Here is a 24,889-nt window from a genome sequence, read left to right as displayed (position 1 = left end):
TAAGTAGTTAAGTTTAGTTTTTATGATGATGAAAAAAATAGCCTTTGCGGTAATGTTAGCTGCCACAGGTACAAACGCTCAAGCAGCGGAAGAATTTCAAGTAGAAGACATTCAAGTAAAAGGGTTACAACGTGTAGCACTAGGTGCAGCGTTAACACATATACCTTTTAATGTTGGTGATACATTAAATGAATTTCGTATCTCACAATCGATAAAGTCTTTATATAAGTCAGGGCACTTTAATGATATTTCTGTTTATCGTAATGGTAAACGTGTCATTTTTAGAGTTCGTGAGCGTGAAACTATCAGTGAAATTACTTTTGAAGGTAATAGTGATCTGAAAGAAGAACAGCTTGTTGAAAGTCTAGAAGGGCAAGATATTCGCGTTGGTGAAACACTCGATCGAACGGTTATCACTAACTTAGAATCTGGCTTAGAAGACTTTTATCATGGTGTTGGTAAATATAATGCTGATGTAAAAGCAGAAATTACGCATTTACCTCGCAACCGTGTTAACTTGAAATTTGTTTTTACTGAAGGTGATGCTGCTGCCATTCAACGCATTAATGTTGTTGGTAATGATGTTTTTACTGATGATCAATTACTTGAACGAATAGAATTAACCTATGATTCTCCTTGGTGGGATTTCATGGCGCAAGATCGTTATCAAAAGCAGAAACTACAAGGTGATATGGAAACGATCGAAAGTTATTACTTAGATCGCGGTTACCTTCAATATCGCGTTGATTCTACTCAAGTATCAATGACACCTGACAAAAAAGCTGTTTATATCACGCTAAATGTATCGGAAGGTGAGCAGTACACAGTCAGCGAAGTAGATTTCATCGGCGATATGGCTGGTTTTGAAAAAACTATTCGTGCGATTAACCCTTTACGCGCTGAAAAACTATATAACGGTGCTGAAGTTACTTACACCGAAGAAACAATAAGTAAATTTCTCGGGCGTTTCGGTTACGCTTATCCTAAAGTAACCACGATCCCAGAGATAAACGAAGAAGACAAAACAGTTAAACTCACTATTTCTGTTGACCCTGGAAAACGAATTTATGTAAATCGCATAAACTTTTCTGGTAATAACGTTACTGCTGACCGCGTGTTACGTCGTGAAATGCGTCAAATGGAAGGTGCTTGGTTATCAAACGCTTTGGTAGAAAATTCAAAAGCATGGTTAATGCGACTTCCTTATATGGAAGAGGTTGAATTTGAAACGGTACAATTACCTGAAGAAGATGACTTAGTTGATGTTAACTTTAGTGTTAAAGAACAGCCTTCTGGGTCGTTTACCGCAGGTATTGGTTATGGCTCAGCCACAAAACTAAGCTTAAATGCAGGTATTCAGCAAAATAACTTTTTAGGTACAGGTAACCGTTTAGCCTTCAATATTAATACCGTAAGCTATTCACGTGCTGTGAGTATTTCTTATACAGACCCCTATTTTACTACAGATGCTATCTCACTTGGTGGAACCTTGTTTTACAATGAGTTTGACGCGGGTAGTGCAAACTTGGTGGAATACAACAATAAAACGTATGGCCTAGGGGTAAACTTTGGTTTCCCTATTAATGAATATGTCCGTTTAAACTTTGGTATAGGTTATAAGCATAACGGTATTACTCGATTACAAACGTATGAGCAAATTCAACGTTTTTATGAGTTGTATTCTGATCCAAGTGATCCTGATGCAGGCTTAGCATTTGATAACTTTGATATTACCGCGGCTATTTCTCGTTCTACATTAAACCGTGGTACGTTCCCAACAGCGGGTTCGCAACAAACCTTATCGTATAAAATGACCACGCCTAACTCTGATACTAATTATTTTAAAATTAATTTAGATACTAAGTGGTATTTCCCAATCGCACGTGGCTGGAGCTTTAAAACGAGCTTAAATTTAGGTTATGGTAACGGCTATGATACGATAAACGGTAGTGATCAAATGTTACCGTTCTGGGAGAATTTCAGAGCGGGTGGTGGTTCAGATACCTTACGTGGTTTTGAAACTAACATTGTTGGTCCTCGCGCAATATTTAGGTATCCTACCTCTATTCCAGGAACACCTGACCCTGTTGGCGGCGGTGGTTGCTGTTTAGGACCAGATCATGATGTAATTGACGTATCACAACGTTCAGTTGGTGGTAATGCCATTGCATTAGCCGGTATTGAATTAATTGTTCCTACGCCATTCTTAGATGAAGGCTTTGCAAATAGTGTCAGAACAAGCTTCTTCATTGATGCGGGTAATGTATGGAATACTGAGTTTGATATGAACGATTATCAAGACTTAGCAGCGAGAGAATTGGTAAAAGTAGATGATTATTCAGATGTTGGACGTTTTAGAGCCTCTGGTGGTTTATCTATACAATGGTTGTCGCCCATGGGGCCGATGATTTTTAGTTTTGCTAAAACCCTTAAAGAAGAAGAAGGCGATGATACTAAATTCTTTAACTTTAATATTGGCAAAACCTTTTAAACGAAATTTTAAACCTTATATAAAAATAAATAGAAGCGAATTTACGAGCTAGGAGATTACATTGAAAAAGTTATTTAAATCGGTTGCATTGGCAACAATTGCTTCAAGTGCATTATTATCGGGCGCCGCAAGTGCTGCAGATCAAAAAATTGCCGTGGTTAATTTTCAACAAGTAATGCAACAAATACCGCAGACAGATGCGTTAAGACAACGATTAGAAGCAGAATTCAAAGATTCGCGTGCTGAATTAGAGCAACTTAAAAAAGATTTTGAATATTTTCAAAATAAAAAAGAACGTGATGCTGAGCTAATGTCAGAAAAACAAAAAACTGATTTAGACAAGCAAATTGCTGATACGTATCGTGCGTACCAGGAAAAAGGTCAAAAATTACAGAAAGACGCAGGTGCATTGCAAAACCAAGAAACCAACAAGCTTTTGGCGTTAATTGGTCAAACGGTTGAGTCGATTGCGGCGGAAGAAAAATTTGATTTAGTGATCAGAAGAGAAGCGCTTGTATTTGTTAATCCTGATACAGATATTTCTGCACAAGTGATCGAAAAAGTGAGTAAGTTACCAAACTAATTTGAATTTATTCATATTTTGAGTTAATTAATAAAGCGCTGTTTTTAACAGCGCTTTATTTTTTTTTGTTAAATCACCTAGAATTACAATGACATTAAACATCGAGTTAATAACATTTGATATAAACAGCGATTCTCTTAACTGATTTGATAAAAAATTAAATGCTGAGGAGGCGTTTTAAATAAAACATTAACCAAAGTACAGGTTAATTAATGCGATAAAAACGTGAAAAAACAGATAAAAATATCGACTCAGCGTATTTTAGTTATCCACATCTGATGTTAAATAGCCTACAATTAATCATATTATTGCTAGAGGCTATTGACCGTTGTTCATCTGTTTTGCAATAGGTTATTTTTAATGCTAACAGAGCTATATAAATCACGATTGGTATATCCAAATAAAAGCATGCTAATACCGCTACTGTTAACAGTACTATTGTTCAAAGACTGAGACTTAAATTGCTTACTCTATGGTAAAAAAAACAGTTGGTTTAGCTGACTAAATGGCACTATTCCACCTTGGGATAAGCGACATATTCTATCATTCGAATGATTGAACACAGATAATAGACCATAGGTCCTTGAAAAAAGAAAATTGTTTATCATGAGTTATACACTTGAAGAAATTGCACAAAAAATAGGCGCGACAGTAAAAGGTGATCCTACTTGTTCGGTTAATAAACTTGCGACATTATCAGATGCTCAATCTGGTGACATCGCCTTTTTATCGAATACTAAGTATCAACAGCAACTTGAATCAACTAATGCTTCTGCCGTTATACTTTCATCAGAGTGTGCTGAAAGTTGCCTAACTAATGCATTAGTAATGAAGAACCCTTACTTAGGTTATGCATTGGTTGCACAGTTACTTGATACAACACCAGCGCCAGCGTCTTCGATACACCCTAGCGCTGTTATCGAAGATGACGTTATTATTGGTAAACATGTTGCTATTGGTGCAAATGCCGTTATAGAGGCCGGTGTGGTGCTCGAAGATAATGTGTGTATTGGTGCAGGTTGTTTTATTGGGAAAAAAGCCCAAATTGGTCGACATACTCAGCTGTGGGCTAATGTCACTATTTATCATAATGTAAATATAGGTAAAAATTGTTTAATACAAGCCAATACCGTGATTGGCTCAGATGGCTTTGGCTATGCAAACGAGCAAGGGAAGTGGATTAAAATCCCGCAACTAGGTACTGTTATCATTGGTAATAATGTTGAAATTGGTGCGAGTACAACGATTGATCGAGGCGCATTAGGTAATACTGTGATTAAAGATGGCGTGATTATCGATAATCAAATTCAAATTGCACATAATGTTACTATTGGTGAAGGTACCGCGATGGCGGCCTGTAGTGTTATCGCTGGTAGCACAGCTATTGGAAAAAATTGCACTATCGCAGGGCTTGTTGGTATAAACGGTCATATAACAATCGCTGACGGGTGTATTTTTACTGGCATGACAATGGTTACCAAAGATATACCAAAAGGCGGTGTTTATTCATCGGGCGCACCTTGTCAACCAAATAAAGAATGGCATAAAACTAACGCAAGAATTAGAAAGCTAGAGGCAACTAATGCTAAAATAAAAGCATTAGAGCAGCAAATAAAAGCACTGACTGCTAACGTAAACTAGGTGTAGTAAAACCTAGATAATAAGTAGAAAAGGACATTAAATTGGACACTCAAAAAAACACCATAGATGTAGAAGAAATACGTAAATTGATTCCACATCGTTATCCAATGTTATTAGTTGATCGCGTACTTGATTTTGAACCTGGTAAGTCACTGCATGCGATAAAAAATGTTACTATTAATGAGCCTGTTTTTACTGGTCATTTTCCCGATTTAGCTATTTTCCCTGGCGTGATGATTTTGGAAGCACTTGCTCAAGCTACTGGTATTTTAGGGTTTAAAAGTACAGAAGCGAGAGAACAAGATGAAATGTATCTGTTTGCTTCCATTGATAATGCGAAATTTAAGCACCCAGTATTACCGGGTGATACGATGCACCTACATGTTGACTTTTTGAAAGAGCGACGTGGTATGTGGAAGTTTTATGGCGAAGCCCGCGTAGACGGTAAAGTTGTATGTTCTGCTGATTTGATGTGCGCACGCCGTAAAATGTAATAGGAGTTACTCTTGATCCACCCTCAAGCCATTATTGAAGAAGGCGCAGTCATTGGTCAAAATGTTACGATAGGTCCATGGACCTATATCAGTAAAAATGTGGTTATTGGTGATGATTGCCACATTGGTCCTAACGTTGTGATTAATGGCCCGACTGAATTAGGCAAAGGAAATAAAATATTTCAATTTGCTTCCATAGGCGAGGATTGCCAAGATTTAAAGTATAGCGGTGAGCCAACTAAATTGATTGTAGGCGATAATAATATTTTTCGTGAATCATGTACCGTTCATCGCGGTACCATTCAAGATCAAGGAATTACCGAAATAGGCAGCAATAATTTATTTATGGCTTACACGCATGTTGCTCATGATTGTGTTGTTGGTAATCACTGTATTTTAGCGAATAATGCGTCAATTGCTGGTCATGTACATGTTGGTGATTACGCAATCTTAGGCGGTCAATGCGGTGTTCATCAGTTTTGTCATATTGGTGCTCATAGTTTTGTCGCTGCAACCTCTTTGATTTTAAAAGATGTACCGCCCTATGTCATGGCATCAGGTAATGCGGCAAAGCCTTACGGCCTTAACAGTGAAGGTTTAAAACGCCGAGGCTTTTCAAGTGATGCAATAAAAGCGATTAAAAAAGCTTATCGTAAAGTATTTCGTGCCGGTTTAACCGTAGATGAAGCATTAGCAGTTATTGCCGAAGAAATTCCACAGCAAGAGGAAGTATCACTTTTTACTGATTTTATTAATCAGTCTAATCGCGGCATTATTCGATAATCATGACAACAACGCTTGAAAACACTGAAAATGTATCAGTAAGTGCACCTGTTTTTGGCATTGTAGTCGGCGAACATTCGGGTGATACCTTAGGAGCAGGGTTAATTTCTGCTTTGAAAGTTCATTATCCAAACGCAACATTTGTTGGAATTGGTGGGCCTAAAATGAAGGCACTTGGCTTCAATAGTCTTTATGACATGGAAGAACTTTCCGTCATGGGGATTTTTGAAGTACTAGGTCGTTTAAGGCGATTGTTTAAAGTACGTGATGAACTGGTTGATTATTTTAGTACCAAACGGCCTGATGTTTTTATTGGTATTGATGCACCTGATTTTAATTTAAGACTTGAATTGCCTCTCAAACAACGTGGAATAAAAACTGTTCATTATGTCAGTCCAAGTGTTTGGGCGTGGCGCCCTAAACGTATATTTAACATAGCAAAAGCAACCGATATGGTGTTAAGTCTTTTGCCATTCGAAAAAGCGTTTTATGATAATTATCAAGTGCCATGCACGTTTGTTGGCCATCCGTTAGCTGACGAAATTCCCATGTTGTCTGATAAACAGCTTGCTCGTGAAAAATTGCAATTACCCGGTCGCAAAACCCTTGCAATTATGCCCGGTAGTCGAGGCGGAGAGCTAACTCGTTTGGCACCTATATTTCTTGAAGCCGCAAAAACGTTACATCAGCAAGACGCTAATTTGAGCTTTGTTGCGCCCATGATCAGTGATAAACGCGCAAAGCAATTTACTCAAATATGTCAAGACATCGCGCCAACACTTCCTGTTAAGGTTGTCGTTGGAGATACCCAAACAGTAATGGCTGCGAGCGATTGTTTGTTAACGGCTTCAGGCACTGTCACATTAGAAGCTGCATTGATTAAAAGACCAATGATTATTTGCTATAAGTTTAATGCTTTCACTTATCATATGTTTAAAGGGTTTGTGAAAGTGAAATGGTTTTCATTGCCAAACTTGTTAGCCAATAAAGCTCTTTTACCTGAACTTTTACAGAGTCAGGTGACGGTAGAAAATCTATTACCCTTATTAACAGAGCGTCTATATCAGCCACAAGATGATTTAACTCAGGCTTTTACCGACATCCACCATAGTTTACGCTGTGATGCGAGTAAACAAGCAGCGTTAGCTGTTGTCGATTTATGTGAAAGTAAAACATAATATGAGTAAAGTGAAACTAACCTTACCGCCTTTTACCTATCCAATCGCTTATCGTATTGCGGGTGTTGATGAAGTTGGCCGTGGTCCTTTAGTGGGTGATGTAGTAACTGCCGCCGTTATTTTAGACCCTGAAAATCCTATTGAAGGCTTAACTGACTCGAAAAAGCTATCAGAAAAAAAGCGTAATCTTTTATCCGCTGAAATTAAAGAAAAAGCCACAGCTTGGTGTATCGGAAGAGCAACACCAGAAGAAATTGATACTTTAAACATTTTACATGCAACGATGTTGGCAATGCAGCGAGCAGTTCAAGGGCTTGCTGTTGAACCTGATTATGTATTAGTAGATGGTAACCGATGCCCAACATTTCTAAGTTCAGATCTTAGCTCAGACGGCAAAATAGCAAGCCAATCGGTTGTTAAAGGTGATTTACGTGTTGCTGAAATTAGCGCCGCCTCTATTATTGCCAAAGTAGCGCGTGATCAAGAGATGGTAGTACTTGATGAACAGTATCCTGAATACGGCTTTGCAAAGCACAAAGGCTACCCAACGAAATTCCATTTAGAAAAAATAGTCGAACTTGGCGTACTAGACTGCTATCGTAAAAGCTTTAAGCCAGTTGCTGCTTTACTAAATCAATAAGTACTAATTAACAGCATGTCAGAATCTCAAGAATTGTCTACCGCATTTTCTCCGCCAAAGTTTGTACATTTGCGTGTACATAGTGACTATTCTATGTCAGATGGTTTAAATAAAGTAAAACCCATCATTGCCAAGGCACAAGAAATGAACATGCCGGCGATTGCTTTAACAGACCAAACGAACTTTTGCGGCTTAGTTAAATATTATCATGCTTGTCATGGCGCAGGTATAAAACCTATTATTGGCTGTGACTTTTGGGTGAAGTCTGAAGAACTCGGTGATGAGTTGTCACGGTTAGTCGTGATATCTACTAACAATGATGGCTATAAAAACTTAACTGAATTGATTTCTAAGGCGTATTTGCGTGGCCATGTGCAAGGTAAAGCGGTGCTCGATAAAGAGTGGTTAGTTGATTATGCACACGGCTTAATTTTATTGTCTGGCGCAAAGGATGGTGATGTTGGTAAGGCCCTTTTAAAAGGCAACCAAACGATGGTCAATTCGATGGTGAGCTTTTATCAGCAGCACTTTCCTGATCATTATTACCTTGAGTTAATTCGTACGGGCCGCGAAGACGAAGAAACTTACTTACACTTAGCGATTGAACTTGCCCAGCAAAATAACCTTCCCGTAGTGGCGACTAATGAAGTTGTGTTTCTCACTGAAGATTTATTTGATGCGCATGAAATTCGGGTGGCCATACACGACGGCTTTACTTTAGATGATAAACGTCGGCCTAAAAAGTATAGCCCGGAGCAATACCTTCGCAGTGAAGCTGAAATGTGCGAATTGTTTGCTGATATTCCAGAAGCCTTAGAAAATACCGTTGAAATTGCAAAGCGTTGTAATGTAACAGTAAGACTTGGCGAGTATTTTCTGCCTGATTTCCCGACGGAAGGGATGAAAATAGATGATTTTTTAATAAAAGTGTCTGAAGAGGGCTTACAAGAACGATTAGAATTTTTATTTGATAAAGATGCTTCCAACTTTTCTGAACTACGCCAACCCTATGATGAACGTTTGAAAATAGAATTAGACGTTATCAATAACATGGGGTTTCCTGGTTATTTCTTGATCGTGATGGAGTTTATTCAGTGGAGCAAAGACAATAATATTCCTGTTGGGCCTGGTCGAGGCTCTGGTGCGGGTTCTTTGGTGGCTTATGCGCTAAAAATTACTGACCTTGATCCGTTAGAGTTTGATTTATTATTTGAGCGATTTTTGAACCCTGAGCGTGTATCAATGCCTGATTTTGATGTCGATTTTTGTATGGATCGTCGTGATGAGGTAATTGATCACACCGCAGAGTTGTATGGTCGTGATGCCGTATCGCAAATTATCACTTTTGGTACCATGGCAGCTAAAGCAGTTATACGTGATGTGGGCCGAGTGCTAGGGCATCCTTATGGTTTTGTCGATCGTATTTCTAAGTTAGTTCCAAGCGATCCAGGTATGACGCTAGCAAAAGCCTTTGAAGTTGAACCTAAGTTGCCAGAAGTTTACGCGCAAGACAGTGACGTAAAAGATTTAATCGATATGTGTCGTACGTTAGAAGGAACTACACGAAATGCCGGTAAACACGCCGGTGGTGTTGTTATTTCACCAACAACGATTACTGATTTTGCTCCCCTTTACTGTGACGATGAAGGAAAAAACCCCGTCACCCAATTTGACAAGAACGATGTAGAAGATGCCGGCTTAGTTAAATTTGATTTCTTGGGGTTAAGAACACTGACCATTTTACAATGGGCTGTTGAAATGGCGAACGATAAGCTAATTAAACAAGGTAAAGAACTTATCGATATAGCCGCGATTCCTCTGGAAGATAAAGCGTCGTTTAAAGTATTACTTGCTGCCCAAACAACGGCGGTATTCCAATTAGAATCGTCAGGTATGAAAGCGTTAATTGAAAAATTAAAGCCTGACTGTTTTGAAGATATTATCGCACTTGTAGCCTTATTCAGACCAGGGCCGCTTGACTCGGGCATGGTTGACAATTTTATCGAACGTAAACACGGCCGAGAAGAAGTCTCCTACCCTGATGTAAAGTGGCAACATGAATCATTAAAACCAATTCTAGAGCCAACCTACGGTATTATTTTATATCAAGAGCAAGTGATGCAAATTGCACAGGTACTTGCTGGCTATACGCTGGGTGGAGCCGATATGCTTCGTCGCGCGATGGGTAAAAAGAAGCCCGAAGAGATGGCTAAACAGCGTGCGATATTTGAGGAGGGTGCAATAAGTCAAGGTGTTGATGGTGAACTTGCCATGAAGATATTTGACTTAGTAGAAAAGTTTGCGGGTTATGGTTTTAACAAATCGCATTCAGCAGCCTATGCCTTAGTGTCGTATCAAACATTATGGATGAAAGCGCACTTTCCTGAACCTTTCATGGCTGCGGTAATGTCTGCTGATATGGACAATACCGATAAAATCGTAACGCTAGTTGATGAATGCAGTAATATGGGGTTAACCTTATTACCGCCAGATGTAAATTCAGGGCAATATAAATTTACTGTCAATGACAACAATGAAATTGTTTATGGTATAGGCGCGGTTAAAGGCGTCGGTGAAGGGCCTATTGAAGCCATTATTGCTTCACGAAATGCTGACGGTCCTTTTGTTGATTTATTTGATTTTTGCGCCCGAGTCGATTTAAAGAAAACCAATAAACGCGTACTTGAACGCTTAATAAAATCAGGTGCTATGGATAATTTAGGACCTAAAACCGATAAAGGTCCACATCGTGCGGCACTTTTTGAAACGTTACCAGAAGCGATAAAGGCGGCAGAACAACATGCTAAAGCGCAAGCGTTAGGTCAAGATGACTTATTTGGCTTAATAAACGAAGAGCCAGATGATACACGCCAAGCGTTTAAAGATGTGCCAATGTGGCCAGAAGAAGTTTGGCTAGACGGTGAAAAAGAAACACTTGGTTTATACTTAACAGGCCATCCAATTAATCGTTATTTAAAAGAAATCAAACGTTACTCATCCGGTCGTTTAGTGTCAATGCAACCAACCGGTAGGGATAAAACAGCAACAGCGGTTGGTTTAGTGTTAAGTGTACGTGTATTGGTCAATAAAAGAGGTCGGCGTTGGGCGTTATTGACCTTAGATGATAAAAGTGCTCGCATGGATGTGAGGCTATTTCCTGATGATTATGATACCTTTGCTGAATTGCTTGTTCCTGATGCAATTTTAGTGTGTAGCGGACAGGTCAGCTTTGATGATTACTCTGGTGGTATTACAATGACGGGTCGCGATATTATGACTATCGCTGATGCGCGAGAAAACTATCTGTCTTCAATCGACATCAGTGTAGATCGTAAGGACATGGCGAATAATTTTATCGATCAATTTAGTCAGGTATTATCTGAGTATAAAGATGGTACTTGTCCAATTCGTGTGTTTTATCAAAGAGATGAAGCAAAAGGTATGTTAGAATTGGGTGTACAATGGCGAGTAACCCCCGCTGATGCATTATTGCATCAATTAAAAACACTTGCGGGCGAAGAAAATCTCGCATTACAGTTTAAATAATTAGCGTGTTAAATACACGGTAACTTTTGTTAACGCATAGGTAATAAAAACATATGTCATTAAACTTTTTAGACTTTGAGCAGCCGATTGCTGAACTTGAAGCAAAAATTGAAGAACTACGATTAGTGAGCAAAGGGCAAGAGTTAGATCTTGATCTTGAAGAGCAAATTAATCAATTAAAAGAAAAAAACAAAGAACAAACAAGAAAAATATTTGCCAATTTAGATCCATGGCAAACGGCGCGTGTTGCTCGTCATCCTCAACGTCCATATACCTATGACTATTTGTCGCGTATTTTTACTGACTTTGATGAGCTTGCTGGTGATAGGGCATATGCTGATGATAAAGCAATTGTAGGTGGTACGGCTAGATTAGACGGAAGACCTGTGATGGTTATTGGTCATCAAAAAGGGCGTTCTACGACCGAAAAAGTAAAACGCAACTTTGGTATGCCAAGACCAGAAGGCTATCGTAAAGCGTTGCGCTTAATGGAAATGGCCGAGCGTTTTAACATGCCTATTATTACTTTTATTGACACGCCAGGTGCATATCCAGGTATTGGTGCTGAAGAGCGTGGTCAAAGTGAAGCGATTGCGAAGAATCTGCAAGTCATGGCGCGTTTAAATGTACCGGTTATTTGTACGGTTATCGGCGAAGGTGGTTCTGGTGGCGCCTTAGCGATTGGTGTGGGCGACCGCGTTAATATGCTTGAATATTCAACGTACTCTGTTATTTCACCTGAAGGCTGTGCTTCTATTTTATGGAAAACAGCAGAAAAAGCGCCAACAGCCGCTGAAGCGATGGGGATAACGGCTAAACGGATCAAAGAACTAGGACTTATTGATAATGTGATCACTGAACCTATGGGCGGTGCACATCGTGATAAAGATGAAATGGCTGCTGTGTTAAAGCAATCGCTTAAAGACGGCTTAGCAGAGCTAGAAGGTTTATCGAGCGAAGAGTTAATAGAACTACGTTATCAACGACTTATGTCTTACGGCTATTGCTAATAATGAGGGGCTTAGTGTTAACACATTAAGCCTTTTTCTATGAACAGCATATTTGCTCAGTTCCAACAGCAGTTATTACCTTTTCTTGAGCGGCCTATTTGTATCGCCTATAGCGGCGGAATTGACTCTCAAGTACTTCTGCACCTCTTTTCGAGGTTAAAAAAAGCTACACCTGCAGTGTCAATATTTGCTTGTCATGTTAACCACGGTTTGAGTGAACATGCTGGTAAATGGCAGAACTTCGCTGCCAAACAGTGCGCACTATACGGTATTACGTTTAACACCGAAACAGTTCACTTAGTTAAACAACCTCGACAAAGCCTAGAGGCCATTGCAAGAGAGGCAAGATATCAAGTGTTTGATCACATCACACCAAGTAACGCCGTTATTGTTACAGGTCACCATGTAAATGATCAAATGGAAAGCTTTATACTTGCATTAAAACGAGGCTCAGGTGTACAGGGCCTGGCAGCTATACAACCTATATCGCAATTTCGTTCTACAAGTAAAACCTTATTACGGCCGTTATTGTCTATTTCTCGACAAGAAATTGAACATTACGCACAAGAGCATCAATTGCCATGGGTTGAAGATGAGTCAAATAGCAATCAAGTGTTTGACCGAAACTTTATTCGCCATCAAGTAGCTCCCATATTAGAAAACCGTTGGCCTAGCATTGCTCAAAGTATTGCCCGCACTGTTTCACATTGCCAAGAAACGCAACGTTTAATCGATGAAATAGCCAAGCAAGATTTAGCTACGTGCTGTGCTGATAATGCTAAAATTCTTTGCATTGAGGCATTACTCAACTTATCAACAATTAGGCGAAAGCACGTTATTCGCTTTTTTTTAGCTTCACACAAAATAACCATGCCAAGCGAACAGCAGTTGCAACAACTTTTTGCGGGGTTAAGTATTGAGTCTGAAAGTAAACGTCAAGTTAAAGTCGGCAATGGTTGGCTGCGGCAATACCAAGGGAAGCTTTATTTAACACAAGCTTTTACTGAGCTGCAGCAATGGAAGCATGTGATCGATGTTCAGAAAGTAATAGACAGCCCTATAGATATCTCTTTACCTGATAATTTAGGAACACTAAAATTAAGCTATTGTGAAAGTGACTGCTCCACTGCGCAAGTATTTTCAATAGATAAGGCGACTGATCAATTAATCGTCTCTTTTGCACAACCTCATGAAAAAGTGTTACCTGATTACAGACAATATCGTCGTGAAATGAAAAAACTATGGCAAGAGCTTAATGTAGCCCCTTGGCAACGTAAACGCACACCGATGATATATGTTGATGAACAGTTGATCGCTGTGACTAAATACTTTGTCTGTCAGCCTTACGTTAAAGATAAACATCAATTAAATATTAAAGTTGTCTGGCTAGAAGAAACTGAGTCAGGTTAGAATAAACGCATTCGGCAATTTGTCGTCCCCATAAAAAATATTATAACAATCGGAGTTCTTATGAATTTAGTATTAAAGCTTATTGCCGGTATTGTCGCTGGTATATTAGTTGGGCTTTACGCACCCGAATTTATTGTTCAGTTAGTTTTCACTGCGCAAAACCTCATTGGTCAACTGATTAAGTTTACCATTCCGCTGATCATCTTATTTTATATTGCCAGTGGCATAGCCTCTTTACCTAAAGGCTCAGGCTCATTGTTAAGTAAAACGGTAGGCTTAGCCTATGGTTCAACAATTGTTGCGGGCATTCTTGCCTTTTTAGTGGCTAGTAATGTTTTACCTGAATTAACCGCGAGCACGGTCGCAGAAGCCTCTCATGGTGGCACAGCCAAAGGCTTTATCGATATTCAAATAACGCCGCTATTTGATGTGATGACTGCATTAGCGATTGCGTTCATTTTTGGTATTGGTATCAGTGCAACCAATGCTAATTCTTTGAGAACTACGTTAAATGAAGCAAAAGATGTGATTGAGCAATTACTATCAAAGGTAATTATTCCAGCGTTGCCATTTTATATTGCGGGTGTATTTGCTGAAATGACCGTCGACGGCTCGGTTTTCTCAACCTTAAAAACTTTTGGTATTGTACTTGTACTTGCGCTTGTTATGCATTGGATTTGGATCACTGTATTGTATGTAACCACAGGTCTTGCAATTGGTAAGTCACCTGCAACACTGTTAAAAAATATGCTGCCAGCATATTTTACAGCATTAGGTACTATGTCTAGTGCGGCGACAATTCCTGTGTCACTACGTGCAAACAAAGAGAATGAAGTAAGTGATGGCGTGGCTAATTTTACTGTGCCATTATGTGCTTCAATTCATTTAAGTGGTTCAACAATAACCATTGTCACTTGTGCTACGGCAGTTATGATCATGACTCCAGGGCTATCGTTACCAGGGTTAACTGGCATGTTAGGCTTTATTTTTATGCTAGGTGTTACCATGATCGCAGCACCAGGCGCGCCAGGTGGCGCAGTAATGGCTGCGTTAGGGTTATTAGCAAGTATGCTAGGATTTACTGATGCTGCACTGGCATTAATGATCGCTCTTTATATGGCTCAAGATAGCTTCGGTACCGCATGTAATGTAACTGGTGATGGTGCAATTGCGCTTTGGGTAGATAAGTTTGCCGGCGAAGAAGGGTTAACACCTATCACTGATAAAGAATAAACAAGATTTTATCGAATAGAAGGCCGCGGTAGCGGCCTTTTTTGTGTTTTTTATTTTATATTAAGCCCCTATTTTTATAAGGGTTTTGCAGGCATAATAGCGCAAAATTTTTGAGGATTTATTAATGCCAGTAGAACAAGCTTTGCAAACACGAAGTAATTCACAATGCGAACTTTGCACATCAAAGGATTCATTATCTGTCTATCTTGTACCACCGGACAGTGATGGAAGCGTGCAACAAACAGCTTATTTGTGCGCAGCATGTATAGATCAAATAAATGATGATAAAGAAATAAATCTTAATCATTGGCGCTGTTTAAGCGATAGCATGTGGAGTCAAGAGCCGGTGATTCAGGTATTGTCTTATCGCATGTTACATAAACTATCTTCAGAGAGCTGGGCACAAGATGCAATGGACATGCTTTACATAGAAGATGACGTAAAGCATTGGGCTGAGCAGGGTATAGCAGCAGAGCAAACTAATGGGCCAACACGTGATTGCAATGGCACTGAATTACAAGCGGGCGATAATGTGACCTTGGTTAAAGATTTAAAAGTCAAGGGTGCCAATTTTATTGCAAAACAAGGCACTATGGTCAGAGGTATTTCATTAACTGATAACCCTGAGTATATAGAAGGTAAAGTAAATGGCACTAAAATTGTGCTTGTTTCAGCTTACTTAAAAAAAGCGTAGTGTAAAATCACATAATACGTGTATTGACTTATTGTCAGCACATGGTCATTATTAGCTTACTTAATGAATTTTATAAAAACGTTGTAAGAATTACATGTTAACTTTTCAGCAAATAGTCCTCTGTCAAACACCTAAACTACGTATTGTCGTTAAAACAATGCGCTGGTGTGTTTTTGCTGCGGAAAGATAACATTTGTTTTTGTCTTAAAACCGCAGTTTTTACTGCGGTTTTTTTGTTTTAATCGCAGCAATAACTGTTTTAAAGGAGTAAAGCAATGCGTGTACCGATAGCGTATCTCGCTGTTGTGATAATTTGGTCAACTACACCATTAGGTATAGTTTGGAGTAGTGAGTCAGTGCATCCCACTATGGCTGTACTGTTACGCATGCTTATTGCCTGGCTCATTGGTATGTCGATAATACTGACTTGTCGTATTGCGATGCCTTGGCATAAAACAGCGCTTAAACTTTATGGATTTTCCTCTGTCGGCATTTTTGGTGGTATGTCATTTTCATACATGGCAGCCACGTATATTTCATCAGGGTTGATGTCATTGGTTTTTGGCTTAGCACCTATTTTATCTGGGTTTCTTGCTCAAAAAATGTTATCTGAGCCGCGTTTTTCTTTGACTAAGAAAGTGGCGTTAGTTGCTGCCTTAATAGGATTGTTGATTGTTTGTATTGATAATATCGCGTTAAAAAGTGATGCTTATATCGGTATTGGTTTAATTTTAGCTGGCGTGTTCTTTTTTAGTGTGAGTGGCGTATTAATAAAATCAGTGCCGATGGCAATTAATCCCATTGCGACGACTGTAGGTGCACTAACCTTTAGTGTTCCGTTATTTTTTAGTCTATGGTTAATTTTTGATGGTTCAATTCCTTTTGAACAATGGCAATTTCGCTCCATTGCGGCGATTATTTATTTAGGCATTTTTGGCTCACTTTTAGGCTTTATCGCTTATTTTTATGTATTACAAAAGTTATCAGCTAGCACGGTTGCTTTAGTGACAATGATCACTCCGGTCCTTGCACTGATTTTAGGCTATGTTTTTAATAATGAACAATTAACACCTAAAATAATAGTTGGTGCTATTTTTGTTATTTGTGGCTTATCATGCTTTCAGTGGAGTACCAAAGTAGAAGCACTTGTTAATCATAAACGTATTAAACGAAAGGTAACGACACATGAGTGATGAGCAGCCTAAAGCTTTAACTTTTACTTTTCGTAAAGCTGTTGATACTGATATTAGTTACTTGATCACACTTAGAAAAGAAACCATGAACGAGCACTTATTCACTGCTGGCCTCGTGTATTCTGATCAGCAACATCTCGCGAGAATTACAGAATATTTTGAGGATTCTTATATTATTTGCTTTAAAGATGTTGCGATTGGGCTAATTAAACTCGCACAATCGACAGGTAAATGGCACATCAGGCAATTACAAATTGCGCAAGAATTTCAGGGAAAGGGCTTAGGCACTAGATTGTTAGCTCTTCTGCAAGATAAAGCATCACAACTACATGTGCCCATTTCATTAAATGTTTTATTTAAAAATCCTGCGATTAAGTTATACAAAAGAGCAGGGTTTGTTGTGGTTGGGGAAAATGCCTTAGAATACCAAATGCTTTGGCGTCCAAAGTAGTACATAACTTTGTTTACCGAAGACCAAGAAACATTCATTGAGCATGAAATAAAAAGAGATTATTGATAATCAGCCCAAGCTTGTAATAAATTTTGACCCAATGTTTCCATTTGTGCATCAAGCCTGATTTTCGCCGCGCAATCTTCTGGGAGTTCTTCTGTTAGAAAGCTTGGTACAATACGAAATACTTTTTTAAACAGCCATAGTATTTCGTATTGTAAATCGTCAAGCTCTTGTAATTCTTGATGTACTTCATTGTAGTCATCTTCCTTAATGCTTTCTAACCAGTCTAAGGTTTCTGCACTATCAAAACCACCGCGCTTAATAATGTTATTGATTTGCTGGTTAGCATCAAGTAAGGCTTTGTAATGTTTTCCTGATATATTTTCAGGGATATGAGCAATGAAGTCATTAAAAGCAAGATGTAACTGCATGATACGAATGCGTTTTAATATAATCCGTTTTGGTAAAGACGTAAAAGTTTGACGATCAATTAATTCTGCGCTATCAAGCTGTGAGCGTTGTAAAATAGTGTACATCGCTTGATAAAATTCAAATTTAAACGCATGCGAATTAATTTGAAGATAGGGTAAAATATTCGCCATAGATTTCCCCGATTTATCAAACTGGCGTGTGCGAATATGGCAAATTAAGTCTGCAAGCCCAACTAATTGGCCCAAATTGCCAAGTTGGCTGTTATGTAACCCCATTGGGTAGCCACTACCGTCGCAACGTTCGTGGTGCTCTTTTATGCCACGAAGCACTTCATTTCCAAAGGGGTGGATAAGCTTGGCAATGGCTAAACTTATCTTAATATGCTGCTTGAAGGCATCCCATTCTTTATCAGTAAAATTACTTTGTTTACTGACTAAAGTAGGATCAATATGTAATAAGCCAATATCATGTAAAAGACCGATATAAAAAGTATGATTAATGTGCTCTAGCGTTAGCTTCATTTCTTTTGCTAACAGGCATGCAAGCCAAGTACTGAATAAGGTTTGTTCAAATAAATCTGGCAATTGAATTTTCATGATGGTTAGCTTTTGCAGTAAAACCCTTGGAATTTGTTTAACTGCACAAAGCTGATTTAATATACTCGCGAAATTCGTATTGTTGTGAATTTGAATAAGATCTGGGTATTTTTTGAGGAATTGCTGAAACTCCTTTTCTAGTGAAGTATTCGTTAAACATCCTTGGACGGTAATCAATTCGTCGAGCTGGCTTTGCATTTTATGGCCAACCAAGAACTCCTGTACCCGATGTTCAATTGCTGTGCCTTTTGGCACTAGTAACACACCAAATGTATTGTAGATATTTTCTACAGCCACCACTTTATTCGTGGTACTTACATCCGTTAGGTGGTTGATGTAATGTTCGTTATTTTCTACCTTTAAATCCACAGATAGATCCTTAAAGGGTTAACAGATCAGGTAATACTTAAACTATTGAACTATCGTCAGTTATAGCATAAAAGAATGTTAGTCGCGACGGTTTGTTTTGTGAGTTAACGTGAAAATTGAACGTAATAGGGAGATAAAAGGATAAAAAACGGCAAATGATAAGCCGTTTTTATATGATTAAGATATTTTATTGATGAGATTTACGGTACTTTTCACAAGCCTCTTGGTCTTCACATTCACCGTATAAATATAAGCTGTGATTAGTTAAGCGAATTTTATGATGTTTTGCTACATCTTCTTGGCGTTGCTCAATAACATCATCTTCGAATTCTACAACTTTACCACACTTTAAACACACAAGGTGATCATGATGCTTTTTATGGCTTAGTTCAAAAACAGATTTACCACCTTCAAAATGGTGACGAGTAACAATGCCTGCATCGTCAAACTGGTTCAATACGCGGTAAACGGTCGCAAGACCAATTTCTTCATTTTGATCAAGCAGAATTTTATATACGTCTTCTGCACTTATGTGCTGATTGTTAGGATCTTGCAGAATTGCTAAAATCTTAACGCGTGGTAACGTAATTTTTAATCCGGCTCTTTTTAGTTCTTCGTTTTGATCTGGCATGAAGTAACGTCTCAATTGGTCGTAAAGGGTAAAATTATAGTGGGATTTGCCGTGATATTAAAGGGCTATTTAACGATATTTTTTATTATCGTGTTTCAGTTAATTATTTGATCACTTTACAAGAATTTTCTAATCGGTGGTTCTCTGAGAATCAAGGCAATATTCTATGAATATGCTTATTAAAAAAAGCGTGATCGATTTGTGTGTAATTATCGATATCAATACAAGAAAATACTACAAGTTTTCTGGGCTGAGTTTGGTATTATATTAACAGATTTAAAAAACCTGCATTAATGCAGGTTTTTATGAGTATTTTATGACAACTTAATCAGCAAGTTCAGCTAAACACATTTCTTCATAAACAAGATTAACCCATTTATCTACACGTTCTTCTGTAAGCTCAGGTTGTCTGTCTTCATCGACACAAAGCCCAATAAAAGTATTTTCATCAATTAACGCTTTTGAGGCTTCAAATTCGTAACCTTCGTTTGGCCAGTTGCCAACAATTATGGCCCCTTTAGATTCACAAATATCTCTAAGCGGTTCCATTGCGTCACAAAAGTATTCTGCGTAATCTTCTTGATCACCTAAACCGAAAATAGCGACTAATTTGTCGGTGAAATCAATTTCTTCTAACTCAGGTAAAAAATCATCCCAGTCACATTGGTTTTCACCGTAGTACCACGTTGGAATACCTAAAATAATCAAATCAAAAGCGGCGATATCTTCTTTGGTACTTTTGGCAATATCTTTTACCTCAACCATTTTTTTGCCTAATTTCTTTTGGATCATTTTGCCTATCGCTTCAGTGTTACCTGTATCGCTACCAAAAAATAAACCTACAATTGCCATGAATAATAACCTTTTACTTTAATTTTCTTCGCTTGCTAATGCTTTTATGATAAGTGATTCGATAAGTTCACTTCTGTTGCAGCTAGCATTCTGTGCGAGCTGATCTAGTTTTTCTATCAAATTTTGATGAATTTTAAATTCAACACGTTTTAAACCGTTATTTCGGTCTCTTTTTACTTGGTTTCGTTTGTTAATTCGAACCTGAACGCTCCGCGAATGCGGATTGGTTTTTGGGCGACCAGGTCGCTTATCATCACCAAATATGTCGATTGTGGTTAAATCTGCTTCGTGTTTTGCCATGGTTAGCCTAGGCCCTGATTTTCCCAAATAAATTGGATCACGCCCTTGGCAATAAAGCCAGCACAACCTAAAAACAACACGAAGTACACTACGTATTGTCCCATTTTAGGCACATCATTTTTTTTCATAATGTCATGTATAGATAACCCTATGAAAACAAATATAAAAACAAAAAATAAGTTTAAGCCTATTTTTTCAATTAAAGCAAAGTGTTCAGCAAGCATAATTCACCTTAAAAAATTCAGGCGCGACTATAGCACATTGCAAACACCTTACGCATTATTTTTACCATATAAATTATTGCATATGCAATAAAAAAGGCAAATAATATCCTTTAATGAATTTTTTGCAAAAAATCACCGACAATTTTATTAAAAGCTACGGTCTTTTCTGCGTGCAACCAATGGCCAGCACCTTGAATTATCTTTGCTGAAGCACTAGGAAATAGTTGATTGATTCTATCACGATGCTGATGGGTAATGTAATTTGATTCACTGCCTTTAATGAATAATGTAGGTCGAGAAAACCGTCGCTCTCCTTGATATGCGGCCATAATTTGTGGATAGCAGTGAGTTAAAAATGCGAGATTACATTTAAAATGAAATTGTTCATTATGTTTTGTTAAATTACGCAATAAAAATTGTCGAACGCCTGCTTGTTCAACATAATGTGAAAGCGTTACATCGGCATCTTTTCTACTTTCAATGCTATGTAAATCAATCGCATTAAGACCTGCAAAAATTTGCTCATGATGTGGAGGATATGCAGTAGGCGCGATATCAGCAACGATAAGTTTATTAACGCGCCGAGGGTATTCTAACGCTACCTGCATAGCTATTTTCCCTCCCATAGAATGACCTAAAATACTTGCTGTTTCTATGTTTAGCGCGTCCATAGTGTCAATAATGTCGGTCGCTAGTGAGTCATATTCCATATTATTAATCTGTGGGGAGCTACCGTGATTTCTGACATCGACATTGGTAACAGTATAATGCTCGCTTAACGGTTTGGCGACCATGTTTAAGTTTTCTAAGCTACCCAGTAAACCATGTATGAGGAGTAAGTGAGCACCTTGTCCTTGTTGTTGATAATGAAGAATGGCCATGAACAAATAAAAATAATGAATGTTGATAACATTATACTGAATTTCATCAATAAGCTAAATTCCTCTAGAGACTTAGTAATAAGCTCAGTATAATCTTGCTCGCAATTATCGTGGTAAGGTTATTAGATGAAACATATCGAAATAGATGAAGAGTTATATCAATATTTAGCGTCAAATACTCAATATATTGGCGAAAGCGCGTCATCCATATTACGGCGCCTGTTGGCTTTGCCAGGAGAGCAAACGAAAGCAAAGTCGGTTAGTGCCGACAAAGTAACTAAAACATTTTCGCTAGAAAACCAAGTGTCTGCTTCTGCTCAAGTAAAAAATGCAGAAAAGAAAAATGTATTCGATGTTATAAATAAAGAAGAACTCGCTATGCAAAGAGGAGTCGTCGGGCGTTTTTTATTGTTATTATCTGCGTTACATCGTGTACATGGCGAAGCATTTTCTACGGTTTTAGGTATAAGAGGACGAGACCGCTTATATTTTGCTGATAGTGAAAAAGCGTTGAGTGAATCTGGTAGTAGTACAAAGCCACGTCAGATCCCTGAAAGTCGCTTTTGGGTGATTACTAATTCAAATACCACCCGGAAAAAAATGATGATCACCGAGGTAGCAAAAGCCTTAGGCTATGTAGATGAGCAAATAGAAAAAATAAGAGATTTATTATAAAAAATTAAGAGGTATTCATGTCTGTTCACAAAAATGCAGGTCAACAAGCTACGCCAAAAGATCTAGAAAACATACCGTCTGTTGTTAGTCAGTATTACCTTAATCAACCTGATATTAATCACGTTGAGCAACGTGTTAGTTTTGGTACATCTGGACATAGAGGCACCTCTGTAAAACATAGCTTTAATGAGCATCATATTATAGCTATTTGCCAAGCCGTTGCTGAATACCGACAGCAGCAGGGAATTGATGGGCCACTGTTTTTGGGTAAAGATACTCACGCATTATCTGAACCTGCATTTGCTACCGCATTATCGGTATTAATTGCTAATAACGTGCCGGTAATAGTGCAGCAAGACTTTGGGTTTACGCCTACTCCGGTAATTTCAAGGTTAATCATCGTTCATAACCGTGAACACCACACTCAAGCTGATGGTCTTATCATTACACCTTCTCATAACCCCCCCGCAGATGGTGGTATAAAATATAACCCTCCTCACGGAGGCCCTGCGGAAGGAAATATTACCCAACGTATTGAAAAGCGCGCGAACGACATTATTCAACGAGGTTTGTTAGATGCAAAGCAAGCAAGTTATCAACATGCATTGCAATCGCCGTTATTAACCAAGCAAGACTTTATTACTTTCTATGTAAATGAATTATCAAAAGTTATTGACTTTAAGGCAATACAACAAGCTGGAGTAACCATTGGTGCTGATCCGATGGGAGGATCTGGTATTGATTATTGGCCTGCTATTGCTGAACGTTATCAACTAGCATTAACGGTGGTAAACGAAAAAGTAGACGCTAGCTTTGCTTTCATGACCCTTGATAAAGATGGAAAAATTCGTATGGATTGTTCATCACCCTATGCGATGGCTAGCTTGATTGATTTAAAAGATCGTTTTGATATTGCTGTAGGAAATGATGCTGATTTCGATCGCCACGGTATTGTGACAAAAACAGATGGGTTAATGAACCCTAACCATTATCTCGCGGTTGCTATTCATTATTTAATGACGCATCGACAATGGTCAGATACTTGTAAAATTGGTAAAACATTAGTGTCTAGCTCGATTATTGATCGTGTGGCCAAATCATTAAACAAACCGTTGGCAGAAGTACCTGTTGGTTTCAAATGGTTCGTAGAAGGGCTTCATTCTGGAGACTATGCTTTTGGTGGTGAAGAAAGTGCTGGTGCTTCGTTTTTAGCACTTGATGGTAGTTGTTGGACAACCGATAAAGATGGTTTCATCATGGCGTTGCTTGCAGCAGAAATATTAGCCGTAACAGGAAAAAACCCTCAACAGTACTATAATGAGCTAGCCGAAGCATTAGGTGAGCCTTGCTATAAGCGCAATGAAGCCGTTGCAACATTACAACAAAAACATATTTTCACATCAATTGATGCAAATGACATAGACGAGCAGACCTTAGCTGGCGAGCCTATCATTGAGAAAATGACACATGCCCCGGCAAATGGTGCGTCTATTGGTGGTATTAAGGTTACCACTGAGAATGGTTGGTTTGCAGCTAGACCGTCAGGTACGGAAGATATTTATAAAATATACGCTGAAAGTTTTATTAATGAAGCGCATTTAGATCGTATAATTGAGGATGCCCAATTGATTGTTAAGAAAATGTTTACAAAAAATGCATCATAATGGTGCGAAATAACGTACAATTTGATTAAAATTTAACAAGGATTAAGATGCAAGGAGTGCATTTAACAACAATAACAAGTTCATTTTAAGAGAGATTATGCCTCATCGTCAGTACATACATCGACCGACAGTGATAAAAGATTTATTAGTGATAGCAGTGGTAAACTTAGCGTTTCTGATTGTTTTCATGCAAATAGACTTTTTTGAAGGCATCTATCAATTTGTAATGAGACATGAAAACTATGAACTTGACGAGTTAATTCCACTAACGTTCACGCTAGCGTTTAGCTGGCTTATTTTCAGTTACCGCCGGATACGAGAGCTAGGTATTATGGCTCATACGTTAGAGCAAATATCATTAATAGATCCGCTAACCGGTTTACCCAATAGACGTTCAGGACAATTAAGCTTAATTTCTTGGTGTGAGTTAGCCAATAAACACGAACAACCATTTGCAGTGTTTCAAGTTGATTTAGATGATTTTAAAAAAGTAAATGACTTATATGGACAATTAGTCGGTGATGAAGTGCTAAAGCAAGTCACAAGAAAGCTTAATGCAGCTATTCCTAAGCAAGCATTATTATGTCGCTGGTTAGATGATAACTTTATTGTAATAGCGCCGATTACATCAAAGTCTCCCCCGTATCAATTTGCTGAAAAATTACAACAAGCGATTGATGATCCAACCATGGCATCTACTGTTGAGATCACCTGTAGTATAGGGTTTGCTATTTATGAAAAACATCAAATTGTTGAAGATATCCTTCATGATGTAGAAGATGCTCTTTTAGTGGCAAAACATCGTGGTAAAAATGCGATCCACGGTCATAGTTAACTGAAAGTAACGTTGAAAGTTTTCTGCTTGAACACGTTTTTTTATCTGAGTGAATATTATAGTAAAAAAATGACGCTAAA

The 24,889-nt window shown here is 38.3% G+C and carries 23 protein-coding genes; 17 read left to right on the top strand and 6 right to left on the bottom strand.

Translation table 11 applies throughout. The annotated features are described in order from the left end of the window. The first annotated feature begins 22 nt into the window (after positions 1-22). From bamA to BI291_RS08985, 14 genes are all read left to right on the top strand, one after another. Entirely contained in the window at positions 23-2,491 is a 2,469-nt protein-coding gene (gene bamA / locus BI291_RS09050) for an outer membrane protein assembly factor BamA (protein WP_074498428.1), read from the top strand. A gap of 61 nt (positions 2,492-2,552) precedes the next feature. Next, on the top strand, positions 2,553-3,074 hold the full coding sequence (locus BI291_RS09045; RefSeq protein ID WP_074498427.1) for an OmpH family outer membrane protein: 522 nt from the start codon (positions 2,553-2,555) through the stop codon (positions 3,072-3,074). Between the two features lie 606 nt (positions 3,075-3,680). Further along, positions 3,681-4,715: a UDP-3-O-(3-hydroxymyristoyl)glucosamine N-acyltransferase gene (gene lpxD / locus BI291_RS09040; protein WP_074498426.1), complete on the top strand. Its 1,035-nt coding sequence runs from the start codon at positions 3,681-3,683 to the stop codon at positions 4,713-4,715. Positions 4,716-4,756: 41 nt separating this feature from the next. Continuing rightward, on the top strand, positions 4,757-5,209 hold the full coding sequence (gene fabZ, locus BI291_RS09035; protein WP_074498425.1) for a 3-hydroxyacyl-ACP dehydratase FabZ: 453 nt from the start codon (positions 4,757-4,759) through the stop codon (positions 5,207-5,209). Between the two features lie 12 nt (positions 5,210-5,221). Then, a complete protein-coding gene (gene lpxA / locus BI291_RS09030; RefSeq protein WP_074498424.1) occupies positions 5,222-5,992 on the top strand; it encodes an acyl-ACP--UDP-N-acetylglucosamine O-acyltransferase in 771 nt (256 codons plus the stop codon). A 2-nt stretch (positions 5,993-5,994) separates the two neighbouring features. Further along, positions 5,995-7,170, top strand: coding sequence for a lipid-A-disaccharide synthase (gene lpxB, locus BI291_RS09025; protein ID WP_074498423.1), 1,176 nt, complete (start codon positions 5,995-5,997; stop codon positions 7,168-7,170). Position 7,171: 1 nt separating this feature from the next. Then, positions 7,172-7,810: a ribonuclease HII gene (rnhB, locus tag BI291_RS09020; protein ID WP_074498422.1), complete on the top strand. Its 639-nt coding sequence runs from the start codon at positions 7,172-7,174 to the stop codon at positions 7,808-7,810. Positions 7,811-7,825: 15 nt separating this feature from the next. After that, positions 7,826-11,356, top strand: a complete 3,531-nt coding sequence (gene dnaE, locus BI291_RS09015; RefSeq protein WP_074498421.1) for a DNA polymerase III subunit alpha — start codon at positions 7,826-7,828, stop codon at positions 11,354-11,356. A 53-nt stretch (positions 11,357-11,409) separates the two neighbouring features. Continuing rightward, the gene (gene accA / locus BI291_RS09010; protein WP_074498420.1) at positions 11,410-12,366 is read left to right on the top strand and encodes an acetyl-CoA carboxylase carboxyl transferase subunit alpha; all 957 of its coding nucleotides are present in this window, start codon (positions 11,410-11,412) and stop codon (positions 12,364-12,366) included. A gap of 39 nt (positions 12,367-12,405) precedes the next feature. Continuing rightward, positions 12,406-13,776, top strand: a complete 1,371-nt coding sequence (gene tilS, locus BI291_RS09005) for a tRNA lysidine(34) synthetase TilS (protein ID WP_074498419.1) — start codon at positions 12,406-12,408, stop codon at positions 13,774-13,776. 60 nt (positions 13,777-13,836) lie between these two features. Next, positions 13,837-15,009, top strand: coding sequence for a dicarboxylate/amino acid:cation symporter (locus BI291_RS09000; RefSeq protein WP_074498418.1), 1,173 nt, complete (start codon positions 13,837-13,839; stop codon positions 15,007-15,009). A gap of 124 nt (positions 15,010-15,133) precedes the next feature. Beyond that, the gene (locus tag BI291_RS08995; RefSeq protein WP_074498417.1) at positions 15,134-15,703 is read left to right on the top strand and encodes an alkylphosphonate utilization protein; all 570 of its coding nucleotides are present in this window, start codon (positions 15,134-15,136) and stop codon (positions 15,701-15,703) included. 275 nt (positions 15,704-15,978) lie between these two features. Then, complete coding sequence (locus BI291_RS08990) at positions 15,979-16,896, top strand: DMT family transporter (protein ID WP_074498416.1); 918 nt, start codon at positions 15,979-15,981, stop codon at positions 16,894-16,896. Further along, positions 16,889-17,347, top strand: a complete 459-nt coding sequence (locus tag BI291_RS08985) for a GNAT family N-acetyltransferase (RefSeq protein WP_074498415.1) — start codon at positions 16,889-16,891, stop codon at positions 17,345-17,347. Before BI291_RS08990 ends, BI291_RS08985 begins: the two co-directional genes overlap by 8 nt. A 59-nt stretch (positions 17,348-17,406) precedes the next feature. On the opposite strand, the gene BI291_RS08980 is transcribed toward BI291_RS08985, so the two are convergent. The 6 genes from BI291_RS08980 to BI291_RS08955 form a co-directional block, all read right to left on the bottom strand. Then, complete coding sequence (locus BI291_RS08980) at positions 17,407-18,747, bottom strand: HD-GYP domain-containing protein (RefSeq protein ID WP_074498414.1); 1,341 nt, start codon at positions 18,745-18,747, stop codon at positions 17,407-17,409. Positions 18,748-18,934: 187 nt separating this feature from the next. Then, positions 18,935-19,378: a ferric iron uptake transcriptional regulator gene (gene fur, locus BI291_RS08975; RefSeq protein ID WP_074498413.1), complete on the bottom strand. Its 444-nt coding sequence runs from the start codon at positions 19,376-19,378 to the stop codon at positions 18,935-18,937. A gap of 324 nt (positions 19,379-19,702) precedes the next feature. Beyond that, positions 19,703-20,230 carry a flavodoxin FldA gene (fldA, locus tag BI291_RS08970; protein WP_074498412.1) on the bottom strand — a complete coding sequence of 176 codons (528 nt, stop codon included), beginning with the start codon at positions 20,228-20,230 and terminating at the stop codon, positions 19,703-19,705. Between the two features lie 18 nt (positions 20,231-20,248). Next, entirely contained in the window at positions 20,249-20,530 is a 282-nt protein-coding gene (gene ybfE, locus BI291_RS08965; protein WP_074498411.1) for a LexA regulated protein, read from the bottom strand. 2 nt (positions 20,531-20,532) lie between these two features. Next, entirely contained in the window at positions 20,533-20,754 is a 222-nt protein-coding gene (locus BI291_RS08960) for a DUF2788 domain-containing protein (RefSeq protein ID WP_074498410.1), read from the bottom strand. Positions 20,755-20,864: 110 nt separating this feature from the next. Then, the gene (locus tag BI291_RS08955) at positions 20,865-21,635 is read right to left on the bottom strand and encodes an alpha/beta fold hydrolase (protein ID WP_074498409.1); all 771 of its coding nucleotides are present in this window, start codon (positions 21,633-21,635) and stop codon (positions 20,865-20,867) included. 126 nt (positions 21,636-21,761) lie between these two features. Here BI291_RS08955 and seqA point away from each other — a divergent pair, with 126 nt between their 5' ends. The 3 genes from seqA to BI291_RS08940 all read left to right on the top strand — a co-directional run bounded on the left by seqA (position 21,762) and on the right by BI291_RS08940 (position 24,809). Then, positions 21,762-22,310: a replication initiation negative regulator SeqA gene (gene seqA, locus BI291_RS08950; protein WP_074498408.1), complete on the top strand. Its 549-nt coding sequence runs from the start codon at positions 21,762-21,764 to the stop codon at positions 22,308-22,310. Positions 22,311-22,327: 17 nt separating this feature from the next. Beyond that, complete coding sequence (pgm, locus tag BI291_RS08945; RefSeq protein ID WP_074498407.1) at positions 22,328-23,974, top strand: phosphoglucomutase (alpha-D-glucose-1,6-bisphosphate-dependent); 1,647 nt, start codon at positions 22,328-22,330, stop codon at positions 23,972-23,974. A gap of 97 nt (positions 23,975-24,071) precedes the next feature. After that, positions 24,072-24,809 (top strand): GGDEF domain-containing protein, encoded by a 738-nt coding sequence (locus tag BI291_RS08940; RefSeq protein ID WP_074498406.1) that lies wholly within the window; start codon positions 24,072-24,074, stop codon positions 24,807-24,809. Positions 24,810-24,889 lie beyond the last annotated feature (80 nt).

Source organism: Thalassotalea sp. PP2-459, from assembly GCF_001913705.1.
In the GTDB taxonomy this organism is placed as follows: Bacteria; Pseudomonadota; Gammaproteobacteria; order Enterobacterales; family Alteromonadaceae; genus Thalassotalea_C; species Thalassotalea_C hakodatensis.
Note: the sequence above shows the minus strand (reverse complement) of the source record. Positions and strands in the feature narration are given on the sequence as shown.